Annotated in this window: 14 protein-coding genes and 2 pseudogenes; 9 read left to right on the top strand and 7 right to left on the bottom strand. The window is 66.4% G+C overall.

Annotation, left to right across the window (positions count from 1 at the left end; genetic code table 11):
* Positions 1-235 precede the first annotated feature (235 nt).
* The 3 genes from OG584_RS05160 to OG584_RS05150 all read left to right on the top strand — a co-directional run bounded on the left by OG584_RS05160 (position 236) and on the right by OG584_RS05150 (position 2877).
* The gene (locus OG584_RS05160) at positions 236-604 is read left to right on the top strand and encodes an AfsR/SARP family transcriptional regulator (protein WP_405783891.1); all 369 of its coding nucleotides are present in this window, start codon (positions 236-238) and stop codon (positions 602-604) included.
* Positions 605-663: 59 nt separating this feature from the next.
* Positions 664-1926, top strand: a complete 1263-nt coding sequence (locus OG584_RS05155; RefSeq protein WP_405775436.1) for an MFS transporter — start codon at positions 664-666, stop codon at positions 1924-1926.
* Between the two features lie 174 nt (positions 1927-2100).
* Positions 2101-2877 carry a thioesterase II family protein gene (locus OG584_RS05150; RefSeq protein WP_405775434.1) on the top strand — a complete coding sequence of 259 codons (777 nt, stop codon included), beginning with the start codon at positions 2101-2103 and terminating at the stop codon, positions 2875-2877.
* A gap of 526 nt (positions 2878-3403) precedes the next feature.
* Here OG584_RS05150 and OG584_RS05145 read toward each other — a convergent pair.
* Both OG584_RS05145 and OG584_RS05140 read right to left on the bottom strand, forming a co-directional pair.
* Positions 3404-3757 carry a hypothetical protein gene (locus OG584_RS05145; RefSeq protein ID WP_405775432.1) on the bottom strand — a complete coding sequence of 118 codons (354 nt, stop codon included), beginning with the start codon at positions 3755-3757 and terminating at the stop codon, positions 3404-3406.
* A gap of 108 nt (positions 3758-3865) precedes the next feature.
* Positions 3866-4113 (bottom strand): annotated as a pseudogene (locus OG584_RS05140) (hypothetical protein); the annotation flags it as partial.
* 10 nt (positions 4114-4123) lie between these two features.
* Between OG584_RS05140 and OG584_RS05135 the strand changes: the two are divergent.
* A pseudogene (locus OG584_RS05135) lies at positions 4124-4868 on the top strand (IS5 family transposase).
* Here OG584_RS05135 and OG584_RS05130 read toward each other — a convergent pair.
* From OG584_RS05130 to OG584_RS05120, 3 genes are all read right to left on the bottom strand, one after another.
* Positions 4840-5796 carry an alpha/beta hydrolase family protein gene (locus OG584_RS05130; RefSeq protein ID WP_405775430.1) on the bottom strand — a complete coding sequence of 319 codons (957 nt, stop codon included), beginning with the start codon at positions 5794-5796 and terminating at the stop codon, positions 4840-4842. The pseudogene OG584_RS05135 and the gene OG584_RS05130 sit on opposite strands and share 29 nt — an antisense overlap.
* A gap of 706 nt (positions 5797-6502) precedes the next feature.
* Positions 6503-7126 (bottom strand): NADPH-dependent F420 reductase, encoded by a 624-nt coding sequence (locus tag OG584_RS05125; protein ID WP_405775428.1) that lies wholly within the window; start codon positions 7124-7126, stop codon positions 6503-6505.
* Between the two features lie 33 nt (positions 7127-7159).
* Positions 7160-7894 (bottom strand): SDR family NAD(P)-dependent oxidoreductase, encoded by a 735-nt coding sequence (locus OG584_RS05120; protein ID WP_405775426.1) that lies wholly within the window; start codon positions 7892-7894, stop codon positions 7160-7162.
* Positions 7895-8037: 143 nt separating this feature from the next.
* On the opposite strand from OG584_RS05120, the gene OG584_RS05115 reads away from it, so the two are divergent.
* The 5 genes from OG584_RS05115 to OG584_RS05095 all read left to right on the top strand — a co-directional run bounded on the left by OG584_RS05115 (position 8038) and on the right by OG584_RS05095 (position 12443).
* Positions 8038-8649 (top strand): TetR/AcrR family transcriptional regulator, encoded by a 612-nt coding sequence (locus OG584_RS05115; protein ID WP_405775424.1) that lies wholly within the window; start codon positions 8038-8040, stop codon positions 8647-8649.
* A gap of 147 nt (positions 8650-8796) precedes the next feature.
* Positions 8797-9375, top strand: coding sequence for a dienelactone hydrolase family protein (locus OG584_RS05110; protein WP_405775422.1), 579 nt, complete (start codon positions 8797-8799; stop codon positions 9373-9375).
* 228 nt (positions 9376-9603) lie between these two features.
* Positions 9604-10005, top strand: coding sequence for a hypothetical protein (locus OG584_RS05105; protein WP_405775420.1), 402 nt, complete (start codon positions 9604-9606; stop codon positions 10003-10005).
* Positions 10006-10083: 78 nt separating this feature from the next.
* A complete protein-coding gene (locus OG584_RS05100) occupies positions 10084-11070 on the top strand; it encodes a phosphotransferase family protein (RefSeq protein WP_405775418.1) in 987 nt (328 codons plus the stop codon).
* On the top strand, positions 11067-12443 hold the full coding sequence (locus OG584_RS05095; RefSeq protein ID WP_405775416.1) for an MATE family efflux transporter: 1377 nt from the start codon (positions 11067-11069) through the stop codon (positions 12441-12443). Before OG584_RS05100 ends, OG584_RS05095 begins: the two co-directional genes overlap by 4 nt.
* On the opposite strand, the gene OG584_RS05090 is transcribed toward OG584_RS05095, so the two are convergent.
* Both OG584_RS05090 and OG584_RS05085 read right to left on the bottom strand, forming a co-directional pair.
* The gene (locus tag OG584_RS05090) at positions 12407-13027 is read right to left on the bottom strand and encodes a TetR/AcrR family transcriptional regulator (RefSeq protein ID WP_405775414.1); all 621 of its coding nucleotides are present in this window, start codon (positions 13025-13027) and stop codon (positions 12407-12409) included. The two genes, OG584_RS05095 and OG584_RS05090, sit on opposite strands and share 37 nt — an antisense overlap.
* A 794-nt stretch (positions 13028-13821) precedes the next feature.
* Positions 13822-14701 (bottom strand): IS5 family transposase gene (locus OG584_RS05085; protein ID WP_405775412.1). Its coding sequence is split into 2 segments (ribosomal slippage): positions 13822-14341 and positions 14340-14701, totalling 882 coding nucleotides; the frame shifts between segments, so codons are not numbered across the junction.
* Positions 14702-14725 lie beyond the last annotated feature (24 nt).

Genomic DNA, 14725 nt, shown 5'->3' with positions numbered 1-14725 from the left:
CTGCGCGGAGGCAGCGGTCAGGCGGGCTTCCCTTCCCGGGAGTCCACATGTCCGGCCCTGGCGGTGGTACGGCGGCCCCGCCAAGGCCGGACGGCTGGCACGTCCAAGTACGCATGCACCATCCATACGGGGAGCAGATGTATGAAGTGCGGGATCCTGGGGCAGTTGTCGCTGGTCGACAGTGATGATCGGCCATGCGCACCTGGCGCCTTGAAGTTGAAGATCTTGCGCCGACATCCGTTGCACGCCACGACTGACGGCGGAGGCGCGGCGACTCGACGAGCTGTACATGACCTCCTACGAGAAGTCGGTAGAACTCGACCTGAACCTCGGACGGCATGCCGAACTGGTAGGGGGACTCTATACATTGGCGGAGGAGTACCCCTCCCGCGAACGAGTCCACGAATACTTGATGGTCGCTCTCTACAACGCTGGACGCCCCAGCGAGGCGTTGCGGGTTTACTCGTCGATTCGCAACTTGCTGAGCGAGCAGTCCGGGCTCGCCCCCAGCCACCGTCTGCGCAGTCTTCAGCAGGCGATTCTGTCGCGGAGCTTCGACGTCCTGACGATCAGGCCGCAGACCCCGATGCGGTCGATCGCGTGATCCAGCGCACCGCAACCCCAGAAGGGCCGGAGCCGGCCCGCCCGAAGGACTGAAACTTCATGCGCGAACTATTCCGTACCCGTAACCTGCGTATCTGCATCCTGGGCAATACGGTGACCATGATCGGCGACAGTGCCTTCTGGCTCGCCGCTTCCATCTGGGTCAAGGAACTGACCGGGTCGACTGCGCAGGCCGGCGTCGTCATCCTCTGCCTGACCCTGGGGACCATGCTCTCACCCGTCACCGGAGTACTGGTCGACCGGTTCCGACGCAGACGGCTGCTGATGTTCACCGAGGTGGCCACCGCGCTGCTGATCTTGTCCCTCGTCACGGTGGACGGCCCGGGTCAGGTCTGGCTGATCTACCTGATGATGTTCCTCTACGGGATCAGCTCCGCGCTCACTTCCGGTGCCTTCGTCGCCTTGCGGGAGCAGCTCATGCCCGCGGAACTCGTGAGCGCGGCCATCGGGCTCAGCCAGGCGCTGAACCAGGGCGCTCGGTTGATCACCCCCGGGATCGGGCTGGGTGTCCTGGCGGCCTGGGGCGGGCACACCCTGGCCGTTGTCGACGCGGCCACCTTCGGTGTGTCGGTGCTGTGCTGGTCGGTGGTGCGGATCGACGACCCGAAGCCGGTCCGGGAGGCGGGCCGGGAGAGCTGGAGCCAGCAGGTCGTGGTCGGATTCCGGTACCTGCTGACCGCGCCCCTGCTGCGTCACCTGTCCTTCGCCTTGGCGCTCGCCTTCTTCGCGATGGGCTTCTATGAGACGCTCGGCATCGCTGTGGTGACCGTCGGGCTGGGGCATCCCGCGACCTGGGTGGGCACTTTGGTCACCGTCATGAGCCTGACCGGGCTGATCGGAGGCTTGCTCGCGCCGATGTTCATCAAACGCGCCGGACCTGGGCGGACGGCGGCGGTCGGCCTGGGATTGTGCGCGGTCGCCGCCGGCTTCATCGCGGTCCCGAACGACGCGGTGGTGATCGCCGCTGTCGCGGTCGTCGGGCTGTGCCTGGCACCGGTCGTGGTCAGTTCGATGACGGCGTTTCAGTTGTACACCTCTAACGAGCTGCTGGGCCGGGTGACAGGGGCAGCGAGCTTCATCATGACCGGGATGCAAGGCATCGGCATCTTCGTCGGCGTCATGCTGATTGACGTGCTGCCCTACCGCGACCTGGTCTATCTGAGTGTCGGAATTCTCGTCGTCGGCACGTTGTACCTGGCAACACGACCCGAGCAGCGCCGGCGTGCAGTCCCGGAACGTGCAGATGTGCTGCAAGGCGATGAATCCAGAAGTGAGGAGCCGACCGGAACTGCGAAACGATAAGTGAATCACGCTCATGTCAAGCGGGTTGCGAACGATCTTTTGCGGGTGGGTGCCGATGCAATGAAACCACCCGTATTTCTGCGGTGATCCACGCTTCCTTCTCGACGTCACGATCAACGTAAGGTGATTGTGATCCCACCATGTAACTCATTGCTGGAGCACACCTTAATGTCCGTGAATGCGACTGACACCGCGGTATGGCTGCGACGGTTCGGCACGATCGCCGGAGCCAAGCAGCACCTGGTCGGTTTCCCCCATGCCGGAGGTTCCGCCAGCACCTTCAGGAGCTGGCGCCATCGACTGCCCGTCGATGTCGACCTGCTGGCAATCCGCTATCCGGGCAGAGAGGACCGGATCATGGAACCGTTCGTCGAGGACATGGACGAGATGGCTGGCGAAATCGCCGCAGAGCTGGCCCCGCTGCTCGACAGCGGCCTGGTCCTGTTCGGGCACAGCATGGGCGCAGCCCTTGCCTTCGAAGTTGCTTTGCTGCTGGAGGGAGAACACGGCCGGGGCCCAGCAATGGTCGTTGTCTCCGGCCGTAGTGCTCCCGGCGTCGGGGGGCGCGACCTGCCTGATGACAACGACGAATCGATCATCGACTTCGCCAAGTCTCTGGGAAGCCTCAACTCGGTGGCGTACGACGACGAGGACCTTCGCCCGCTGCTGCTTCCGGCCCTCCGCGCGGACCTGCGCATGATCAAGAATCACTGTCCTCAGCCTGGCCGAACCGTCAAGAGCCCGCTCTTGATCTATGTCGGAGACAGTGATCCGGACGTCACCGTCTCGGAGGCGTATGCGTGGTCGCACACGTCGATCGGTGAATCGAGCATCAAGGTGTTCCCCGGGGGGCACTTCTACTTGGTCGACTCCGAAGCAGAGGTGCTGGATGACTTGTCCGCACGGCTGCGTAGGGCACGGGTCACCCGGCCGGTACTTCCCAATAGGTGATCGAGGCCATCCGACCCTGCCCTCCTGGCGTCACGTTCGTAACCGCGCCGCCTCGCTCCGGGCGACTCGGGACCGCCGCCGACCGCCATCGGAACCGGGTCAAGAGGTCCTAAGAGGTCCTGACAAAGGCGTTGGGCGTGTCTGCGGGTGATTAGGCAGGTGGAGAGTCCGAGGAAGGGTTCGTGGATGTCGTCGCGTCGAACGAGCGTCCAGGCCGACAGCCACACCATCAGAGACTTCTGTTAGGGCTTCTAACAGGTCGTCGCGGCTGATGTCGCCCTTTGCCGACGGGCTGTCCCGTGCCGATGAGTATGTGGAGATCGGGGTTTCGACAGGGGGCGCGGCGATATGCACCTGCTGGCCTCCTCGCGCGCGGAGGGCTGTCGGGCCGAGGGCCCGCACGTGCATGTCCGCCGCCCCACCGACAACCCCAACCGGGCCCTGGCGAAGTCCCGCTTCCCCCGCATGGGGCCGTCGAGGGCAGAGAGACGGCATCGCAGTGCTTTGCCGAGAACCATGCACCAGCTCAGGCACACCATGGAACGCAGCAAGCATGGGGTGCCATGCCTTCCGGGCACAGAGCCTTGATCACTGCCTTGCGGATCGCTCGCCATGTCCGCAGGGAACACGCCAGGTCGACCCGCAGCTCAACCGCTTCCCGGTCGCCGCTGTTCTGACCAGGATGTTCGAGGGCCCACTGTTCAGCAAGAAAGTCGTACATCTCAGCGGTCGTCAGGTCGCCATCGGTATAGGTACGTGCAACGTCCAACTTGACGATCCGGGCACTCCGGGAACCTGCAGACCAGTTGACGATGTCCCTGACCCATGCCAGCCCCTGCTCGTCTGCATACAAGCCGAACCTCAGATTTCGCGTCCTCATGATGGCGCAAACCTACTGATCACCAACCTTCAGCGGCAACGCATTAACTTCAACGACGCAGGGCGTGAGGCAGGCGTTCCGAGAGTTCCAATACCCGAGCCCACCGTTAGCAAGGATTTCCCGCTCGATCGCCTCCTCAGCCCGATCTCCGCGAGCCACGCGCCGTACGTGCCCTCCGGGTCGTCTGCAATGGTCGCGATCTCCGCCTCCTGGCCGTCCGCGCCCTTCTGCGGGCGGGCCGCGGCGAGGATGCGAGGGGACGCGGTGAGGTAGAGCCGGAAGTCGGCCGGGATGCGGGCGTTGCCGTGGATCGCCGCTCACGGACGACCAAGATCACCAGCGGTTCCGTGCACCTCACCGGACGAGTTGTGGGAGTTGTTCCAGCGGGTGGTGCCGAATGCGCCATCGTGGCTGCAGGGTGGTGGCCGGCGTCGGCACGGCGACCGGGAGGTGCTGGCCGCGGTCGTGTTCGTGGCTACGGCGGGCTGTACCTGGCAGCGGCTGCTTTCCGCGTCGTCCGGCCCGTCCGGAGTAACGGCCTACCGGCGGCCAGGGTGTGGGCCAAGCTTCGCTGCCTGGTCCAGGAGGAACTTGGTGCTCGTGGTGAATCGGACTGGTCGCGGTGCGCGATCGACTCGGTGAACATCGGGCCCTGAAAAGGGGGACCTGACGGGTCCGAATCCTGTCGACCGGGGCAAGCACGGCTCGAAGATTCACCTGACGTTCCGGACTGCCCATATCTGTCGGCATCTTCGGGGCGAACCTGCACGGCAGTCAGGGTCTGATCACCCTCGTGAAGGGCATCCCGCAGATCCGTTCGCGTCGCGGCCGACAGCGGCGCAAGCCTGGCACGCTTCATACCGACAAAAGCTACGACTATGCCCACCTGCGGCGATGGTTACGCCAGCGAGGCATCACGCACCGCATTGTCCGCAAGGGAGTCGAGCCCTCCCAGCGGCTGGACCGCGACCGCTGGACCGTAGAGCGCACCATGGCCTGGCTCACCGGCTGTGGCCGCCTTCACCGTCGCTACGAACGCAAGGCAGACCACTTCCTCGCGTTCACCAGCATCGCGTGCACCCTCATCTGCTGGCGCCGGTTGATGGCATGACATGGTTTGCGAGCCACTGGCTTACCGTGTCGAGGTATCCGGGAACGAGGGCCGCTGAGTCCTCTGACTGCAGACGATGGTCGCCGCCCGGGAGCACCTCCACAGTCAAGGTGGCGTGGTGAAGGCGGGCCGAGTGGCAGGCGGCTGTGGCGAAGATACGGATGCTGTCGGCGACCGGAACCGTTGTGTCAGCACCACCGAATAGCGCCAGATGCGGGCAGCGGAGCTGGAGCAGGTCCGGGGTCGGGTCGTGGTCCTGTTTTCGCTTCAGATATAACCAGAGGCGTTCGTCCACGTCGCCCCAGTAGTAGGCCAGTCCCGGCGGCGCTCCCGCGTTGTCGACGAGCTGTTGCGCCGTGGAAAAGTCGACGTTGCGTCGGCCTGCTTCTGCCAGTTGGTCGTACAGGGCCAGGGTGCTGCGGACCTCAGGGTGCCCTTCACCATATATTCCCTTCAGGTGGTTGCCGAGGGCGTAGCGTTCCTGTTCAGCAGGGCTCACTCCTGGGCAACTGTTGGTGACCACCCACGGCAGGTCACCCCGCGCCGCAGATGCGCGCAGAGCAACCCAGCCACCCTCGCTATGCCCGAAAAGCCCCGCCGCTTGAGGTTGAACCTCAGGCTGAGCACGGAGAAAGCTCAGCGCCGCGCCTGCATCAGCCGCCAGATCATCCATGGTCGCTGCGCGCCAATCACCAGATGACTGGCCAACACCGCGCTTGTCATACGAGAGCACGGCAAATCCAGCCTCTGCAAGGTGCTGCTGGATCGGCAGGAAGTATGTGCCGTTGTCCCTGTCGGTCGGCCCGGACCCCCCGACCAGCACCACGCCAGCAACGGGCAGGTCGGCCTCAACCGGCACTCGCAGTGAACCGGCCAGCTCTACCGCACCGTTGACGAACGTGACCTCTTGCACTCTCACGCTTTTCATGAACTCAGTCTCATGGTTCTGGACGGGCCTCGTTCGGTTGATCTGGAAGCTCGGCCATCCGGAACGGAACCTTCCGTGAACTTCCCGCCAGTGCGCTACAAGATCGAGAGATCGACGAACGGCCAAACGAGACGGGTTCCTATCCGCAGCCAGGAATGGGCTGAAGAGGCGGCGCGCGGCCCGCAGGCCCTCGAAACGCACGGCCACGGAAGATGGAGTCGGCCTGCGCCCTCAGTCTGCACCAGTTCACCCATCGCGCCGACCGGCCGAAGGGGCCTACTGGCCAACAGCCGTGCTGAGGTTTGATCACCTGGCTACAAATATTGAGTATGGCGCCCCGTACCGACGCGACACAGCCGATCAGGATGCCGGTGGAGCCGCTTCGTAGTTGACGGCGGGGTGGTTCCCGGGCGCATACACGGTCTCCTGCAGCGTCGTGATGTCCGGTACAAGCTGCTCGACGCGATCACGAAGCCGAACCTCGCGCTCCTTCAATCGCCGTGCATGCCCCAGGTGTTGAGCGTTACGACTTTCATCCACCCATGCTGATCCAGCCGACGCCATAGCGGCAGCGAATCGCCCGCGGCTTCTCGGCAGGTTTCTCGCCCGGTACGTGGTCCACGCCCCCCTTCCCGGGCACCACTTGAGTCCATGGGTGGTGCGCTCCCGGCCCGGTGCTCCTTCCAGTGATCCGTCAACCGCGCACTCAGATGGGGAGTTCGCTGATGCTGAGGGCGAAGTCCAAGTTCCCCACGCCGTGGTTGGCGAGGCCGACCGTGACCACGCCTGCTCCTTCCAGCCAGTGCGACATTGGCAGGCCGCCGACGTCCAGCGGGCGCAGCCCGAGACTTTCGATGAACGCCTCCACGCGTTCCTTGGCCTGTGCATTGTCGCCGGCGATGAAGACGTCGGGCCGGCCCTTCTCCAGGACGTGGCGGAAGATGGTGTTGAACGCCTTCACCACGCTGGCGCTGGCCGGGGCAGCCTTGGCGACTTCCTGCGCGATGGAGGTCTCCTCGCGGTGGGCCAGCCCGTCGAACGTGGAGTTGAAGGGGTTGCTGATGTCGACGATGACCTTGCCCGCGAGAGCGTCTCCGTACTGGGCGACGGCCGGAACTACGCCGTCGTACAGCAGGGCCACGATGACGATGTCCCCGGCTGGGGCGGTGCCCCATTCTCCCGCCGTGGTGCCGCCGCCGAGAGCCTGGGCCAGGTCAGCGGCCTTGGACTGATCGCGACCCATGATCTCGACGGTGTTGCCGCCCGCTACCGCTCGCGCGCCGATGGTGCGGGCCATGTTCCCGGTGCCGATGATGCTGATGCTGCTCATGAGGTGTCCTGTCCTGGTTGTGTGTTGTCGGGTTCAGATGGCGGTGGTGCCGCCGTCGGCGACGAGTTCCATGCCGTTGACGTAGGTGGAGTCGTCGGAGGCGAGGAAGAGGGCGGCGGTGGCGATTTCGTCGGGGCGGCCCATCTGGCCGCGGGGGATGAGGGACTCAAACTGGCGTTTGGTGGCCTCGTCGAAGAGTTCTTCCTGTTTGGCGGTGGCGACCTGGCCGGGGGTCAGGACGTTGACGCGGATGTGGCGGTCCTTGAGCTCGTTGAGCCAGATTCGAGCCCATGCCTGCTGGACGGCCTTGCTGCCGGCGTAGACGCTCCAGCCGGGGAAGGCGCCGAGGGAGGCGTTGGAGCCGGTCATGAGGATGGAGCCGCCGTCGTTGAAGAGCGGGAGGGCCTTCTGCACGGTGAACAGAGTGCCGCGGGCGTTGAGCCCGAACCAGGTGTCGAACTGGGCCTCGGTGATCTCGCCGAGCGGGGCGGGCTCGCCGCCACCGGCGCTGGCCCACAGCACGTCGAGGCTTCCCTTCTCCCGCTTGACGGTGTCGTAGAGGCGGTCCAGGTCGTCCAGGTCGGCCGCGTCGCCCTGGACGCCGGTGACGTTGCGGCCGATCTGCTTGACGGCCTCGTCCAGGGCGTCCTGGCGGCGGCCGGTGATGAAGACGTGCGCTCCCTCGTCGACGAAGAGCTTCGCGCCGGCCAGGGCCATGCCGGTGGTGCCGCCGGTGATGACCGCGACCTTGCCGTCGAGCTTTCCCATGATTGCTCCCGTGGGTCGGTGATGCCGTGTGTACCTGGGGTGACGGTGTTATGTACACCGCTCTGTTTCCTTAAGGTACTGGCCAGGGGGCCGGGGCGCAAACTATGTACACCAGTCGTTACCCGTGGGGGTATCGTGGACTTATGACGGAGTTGGAAAAGGGCCCCACGGGGCGCCGCCGCGGCCGGGGCGCCCGCGAGCGCATCATCAGCGCGTCCCAGCAGCTGTTCCGCGAGCAGGGCATCAACCGCACCGGCATGAACGAGCTCTGTGCGGCGGCCGAGGTGTCCAAGCGCACGGCCTATCAGCACTTCGCCGGCAAGGACGAACTCGTCGCCGAGTACCTGCGCCGGTTCGACCCCTCCGTGCTGTCCGGCGTGTTCGACCGCACCGACCTCACCCCCCGCGAACGGCTCCTCGCCGCCTTCGACATCTCCCCAGACACACCCTTGTGCCCGTACATCGCCGCCGCTGTCGAACTCCACGACCCCCAGCACCCCGCATCCCAGTACGCACGCGACTACAAGAAGGCCGTCGCCGCGCGGCTCGCCGACACCGCCCGCGAAGCCGGCGCCGCCGACCCTGAACAGCTCGGCGAGCAGCTCGCGCTCCTCATCGACGGCGCGGCGGCCCGCACCCGGGTCCTCAACGCCGATGCCTTCCCCACCGCCGCCGCCATCGCGGCCGTCCTCATCGACAGCGCCATCCCCGCCACAGCCGGCGACGACCGGCGACGGGAGGAAGTGTCAAGCTAATTTGGCACTTCCGCGCCTGGGCTGGACGCGCTGCCAGTCGCGCGGCTGCACTGGCTGGTACGCGAGACTCGCCCGGTGCCTGGCCCGGATCTGTTGGCTTTTACGGAACTGGCCGCCCGCCCGGGTATCGCAGCACGAGGGAGCGACATGGCTGAGGTGCTGGTTTTCCACCACGGGCACGGGCTGACCGCCGGCGTCCGCGCGTTCGCCGAGCAGTTGCGACGGGCCGGACACACCGTCCACGCCCCAGATCTGTTCGATGGGCAGGCATTCGACAGCCTCGAGGAGGGCATCGGTTACGTCGAGAAGGCCGGGTTCGACACGATCATCGCGCGCGGAACCGCCGCCGCCGAGGGGCTGTCTGCGGAGCTCGTCTACCTTGGGTTCTCACTCGGTGTCCTGCCAGCGCAGAAGCTCGCCCAGACCCGACCCGGCGCAAAGGCCGCACTGTTGCTCGAGGCATGCGTCCCGATCTCGGAGTTCGGCGGGGCCTGGCCCCAGGGCGTCCCGGTTCAGATCCATGGCATGGACGCAGATCCGTTCTTCGCCGGGGAGGGCGATGTGGATGCCGCACGTGCGCTCGTCGAGACGGCGACGGATGCCGAACTGTTCCTCTACCCCGGCGACAGGCACCTGTTCACCGACAGCAGCCTCCCGTCCTACGACGAACAGGCCACAAAGCAGGTCAACCATCGGGTGCTCGGCTTCCTCGACCGCATCAAGTAGGGGATCAACAACCTGATCCTGTCCGGCTGACGACCTCGCGGCCCGTCCACCGTCCCGGTGGACGGGCCGCCCCATGAGGCCACCCAGCCGAGTCAGAGCAACGGCCCCCAATCTCCGTCGCGGACATCTACTCTATGAGTCGTCGCAGTTCAGAGCCGGTTCACGAGCTCCCGCGGTCGGTAAAGCCAAGTACAAGCGCGGCGTCGACGCCGGCGTCATCAACCAGGGATGTTCTACCTCTCGTGGCGGATGGACCACCGCCGCGAGTTCAAGCACCTGGTGCGTAACCGGCTCGGGGCCACGGCCGCGGCCCAGGTGCTCTGGAGCGGACCGCGCCTGATCTGCATCGTCGGCGCCTTCACGCGCTACGACGTTCACGCCGTGAGCGAGCACCGGCACAGCATCGACCTGGTCTGCTACCGCCTCTTCGGCGCGGACCTCTTCGGTCTTGAGACCGTTGCCTCCGTCAGCGGCCGGACACCGGTGGCTCGGCGGGCACGCCGGCTGACGGCAGGGGCGACCCAAGTCGGTGACGGGACCGCGCCGATGGATGTGCTGGCGGACGCAGTCGACGAGGCGCTGCTCGGAGAATTTCTACCACGTGTTAAATATTTCGTGGATACTTACTGAGGGCCGTGCGGCGGGCTTGGCACCGGGCTCCTTGCCCCTTCCTGCGCCACCGACACGCCATCGACGAAAGGGACGAGAGTGGAGAGCATCACCAAGAACAGGCAGCCTCCCAAGGTGCTGCGCGCCATGATCGAGCGCGCCTACGGAGCCGAGCAGGTCCCGGACGGGGACGGGTGGGCGAGCGAGCTGGGGCACGGCTGGTTCAACGTCGCCTACCGCATCCGCCTGCGCGACGGCACCGACGTTGTCCTGAAGATCGCCCCGCCGCCCGCGGTGGAGGTGATGACCTACGAGCAGGGCGCCATGTCGATCGAACTGACCACGCTGGACCTGCTGCGCACACGGACCGCCGTGCCCGTCCCCGCCGTCGACTTCGCCGACCAGAGCCGCGAACTGTGCGACGCCGACTACTTCTTCATGCCGTACATCGACGCCGACAACCTCGGCATCATCACCGAAACGCTTCCCACGGCTGGGCGCGATGACTTGATGGAACAACTCGGCGCCCTCAACCGGGAGATCAACTCCGTCCGCGGTCAGCATTTCGGCCCGCTGGCCGGGCCGGGGCATGACACCTGGCGGCAGGCGTTCACCACGATGACCGAGAACGTACTCGTCGACGGCGAGCGCCGTGGCGTCGACATCGGCTGGGAGTACGACACTGTGCGCGCGGTCGTGGCCGCACACGCCGACAGCCTCGACGAGGTCACCGAACCCCGCTTGGTGGAGTGGGACTTGTGGGCCAGCAACGTCATGGTCCGTGACGGCAAGATCGTCTGCATCATCGACCACGAACGCGCCTTCTACGGCGACCCCTTGATCGAAGCCGGTTTCACCGGCACCCAGATAGCCGCCTTCGGGGACCCGGCCCCCTTCATGCGCGGCTACGGTCACGGCGAGCTGACCGGAACCGAGCAGACGCGCCGCCGCCTGTACTGCCTCTACCTGGTACTGATCATGGTCATCGAAACCGTGTACCGCGGGCACACCGACCCCCAGCAGTACAACTGGGCGCGCCTTCGCCTCGACGAGGTCATGGCTCTGTTCGGCCGCACCCGCCGGTGACTTCCGCGCAAGCGGTTCCCGCCACCGACCACACGACCCGGCTCGGCACCGACCCGGTGGGCCGGCTGCTGTGGCGCGCCTGCACCCAGACAACCGCCGCGGTCGGCGTGTACGGCATCTACGCCCTCACCAACGCCTGGTTCGTCGGTCGCGGCGCAGGCGACACCGCCATGGCCGCGGTCAACCTGGTCGCCCCGCTCCTGCTGCTCCTCGGCGCGGTGTCCACCACCGTCGGCGCGGGCGGTGCCTCCCTGGTCTCCCGCGCCCTGGGCACGGGAGACCACCGGGCCGCCGCCCGCGCGGCGGGCAACTCCTTCGCCCTGTTCTGGGCCTGCGCCGCAGCCACCACCGCACTCGGCCTGGCCTTCCTGGACCCGCTGCTCAGCCTGCTCGGCGCCACCGGCGAACTGGGCGCGACCGCACGCCCCTATGCCGTGGTGCTGCTGTGCGGGGCCCTGGTGTCCACCGGGTTCTCCAGCCTGGTACGGGCCGAAGGCCGCATGGGGTTCTCCACCCTGCTGTGGCTCGTGCCCGTCGCCGTGCAGATCACGCTGGACCCACTGCTCATCTTCGGATTCGGCATGGGTGTACGGGGTGCCGCGCTCGGCACCGTCGGCGGCCAGGCCGTGTCCGCGGCAATGAGCCTGTGGTTCTTCTTCGTCCAGAGAGGCCGCCCCTACAGCGTCGGCCTGCGGGACCTGCTGCCCCACGGTCCAACGCTGCGAGCACTGCTGGGCGTCGGCCTGCCCTCATTCCTGGCCGGCACCGGCGTCACACTCCTGGCCGTTCTCGTCAACGCCACCCTCGCGGCCACGGGGTCCGCTACCGTGCTCGCGGCCTACGCTGTCTGCGTCCGCCTGCAGACCTTCGTGATGATGCCGCACACCGGCATCAGCCAGGGACTGCAGCCCATCGTCGGCTACAACACCGGACGCGGCCTGTCCGGCCGGGCACTCAAAGCCCGCAACTACTCTCTGATCGCCTCCGCGGTATACGGACTGCTCACCGCCGTTGCCCTCGCCGTGCTCGCCAGACCCCTCGCTGGTCTCTTCCTCAACGACGCCGACACAATCACCGCCGTCGGACAGGCACTGCCGATCATCGCGATCGGGCTCACCGCCGCCGGAATCGGCCCGTTGGTGGCGGCCTACGCCCAGTCACTGGGCCGCCCGGCACCCGCGTACCTCATCTCCATCGGCACCCTGCTCCTGATCAAGGTTCCCCTGATCGCCGCCCTCGGCCCATTGGGCACAACGGGCGTCTGGACCGCTCTGGCCGCCGGTGAGATAGCCACCGCGGCAGTTGCCCTCCTGCTGCTGCGACGCCTGCACGCCCGCTACGCCGAAGGCTCCTTAAGGAACCGCTCCACGTAGGAACGCAGCACACCGGCCATGTCCACCTCATCCGAACTTGTCAGCCACTGCACCTGCAACCCGTCCATCAGAGCCACGAACCCGGCCGCAGCCATCCGGGGATCAACCCCCTCCCGCAACGCCCCCTGCTCCGACAGCTCCCGCAAGGCACGCTGCACGTACTCCCGTGTCGTCCGGTAGTGAACTCTGAAATACTCATGCGCGGGATGATCCTGGGAGACCGCCTCCGCCGCGAGTCGCACGTACAACTCCACCATGCCCGGATGCCGGGCATTGTGATCCGCCAGGTCGACCAGATGCTGCACCACCGCCCTGGGGGAGTACTCCTTCGGTCCGAGCCGTGCGGTGTCCTCCTCGTCCCGGCGCTCCAGCACCGCCGCCAACAGCGCCTCACGGCTGGGGAAGTAGTAATGGAGGCCCACGTGGCTGATCCCGGCACGCTTCGCGATCTCCCGCAACGAGGCACCGTGATATCCCACATCCGCGTACACCTCGACAGCCGTCGTCACGATCTGCTCACGGCGCGCCCGCCCCTTCGCATATCCACGCGAAGGCACTGGCGGCTCGGTTTCCCCATCAGACATACGGGCCATCATCGCAGCGGCAATGGGTAGCAGGTCGGCTACCAACTTTTCCGCGAGCAAGCACCCCATCCCAGCGCCAGAGCCGTGCGGTCGAGACGGCAGAGTGATTCACCTCGTCCCGCGTCTGCCGTTGATCTGATGCGTTCGGCGATGGTGCAGGCGATTCCGCGTTTACGCGGCTAGGCACTGTCCGGCGGATCATGACGACTCCTGTGCGGGACGTGCTACGCCGTGCGAGGACGGGGCAACCGCCTGACTACCATGTCCCACGTCTGCAGGGCGGCGGGAGGGGAGATATGGGCGAGAGAACCAATGGTCCGACTGCCAGGGGACGAAGCGTCGGGGCTCCACATTCGGCACTGCGGCACCTTGGCGCTATGCATCTGAGTGGAGCCGTACTCCTGCTCACGTTCTTGGTGCCGCCGTTGTGGATGCTGGACTCCGGCTATGCGACCCCGCCAGGCGATCCCACAGCAGATGCACCTTTCGTCCTCCTCCTTACTGTGCCGCTGGCATGCGCAAGTTTCCATGTGATGGTGCAGATCCCGGCTGGGCTTCTGGGAATCTGGCTGGGCAGAGGCCGCACGACGCTCGTCAGGTACGGGAGCGCAGTCATAGTGGCAAGCGCACTGAGTTTGCTCCTCTTCTGGAGCCTGGGATGGAATGCCGGAGGCAGCGTTTTGCTGGCATGGGCTGACGCGACGGTGCGCGGATCGATTGGTCTGGCCGGGTACATGTGGGTCGTGCGGGTGCAGCCTGGATCCGATCGGCACGGCAAGGCACTGCCCTGCGGATCATGGTCTGAGCCATAAGCGGACCGCTGCTGCGGTGACGGTGCCATGGAAGACGTAGGCCCGTTTGTCGTAACGGGTTGCGACAGCACGGAAGTTCTTGAGCCGGTTGATGGTTCGCTCGACCTCGTTGCGCCGCCGGTATCGGTCGCGATCGAAGCCGGTGGGCCTGCCGCCGTTACTGCCCTTGCGCCGACGGTTGGCCCGCTGGTCCTTCGGTTCCGGAATCGTGTGTTTGATGTCGCGTCGTCGCAGGTAGCGCCGGTTGCGGCGGGAGCTGTATGCCTTGTCGCCGCTGACATGGTCGGGCCGGGTCCGCGGCCGTCCGCCCTGCGGTCGGGGAACCCGAATCCGGTCAAGGACCTCGACCATCTGCGGGGCGTCGCCCCACTGGCCCGGCGTGAGTAGGAGTGCCAGTGGGCGGCAGCCGCCTTCACCGGCGAGGTGGATCTTGCAGGTCAGGCCGCCCCGGGACCGTCCAAGCCCCTCGTTGGGGCGGTGGTGCCGGGGCGTCGTCCTTTTTCGGGACCCGAGGCTTGGCTTTGCGGGCGCCGGCCGCGTGCTGGTGGGCCCGGCACGAGGTCGAGTCGACGCCGACCATGCCCCAGTCGATCCGGCCCGCCAGGTCGGCGTTGGCCTGGACCGCCTGCAGAATGCGGTCCCAGGTTCCGTCCGCAGAGCAGCGGCGATGCCGTTCGTAGACGGTTTTCCAGGAGCCGTATCGTCCTGGGAGGTCACGCCACGGGACACCAGTGCGGATTCGGAACAGGATCCCGTTGAGCACCGTGCGGTGGTTGTTCCACCGGCCTCCCCGGCCACCTGGCAGCGGCAGATGCGGTTCCAGAAGCGACCATTCGCGACTCGTCAGATCCCCCCGACTCATGCCTCATTCAACGAGCGACCAGTC

The sequence above is a fragment of the Streptomyces sp. NBC_00859 genome (assembly GCF_045161865.1).
Classification (GTDB): Bacteria; Actinomycetota; Actinomycetes; order Streptomycetales; family Streptomycetaceae; genus Streptomyces.
Note: the sequence above shows the minus strand (reverse complement) of the source record. Positions and strands in the feature narration are given on the sequence as shown.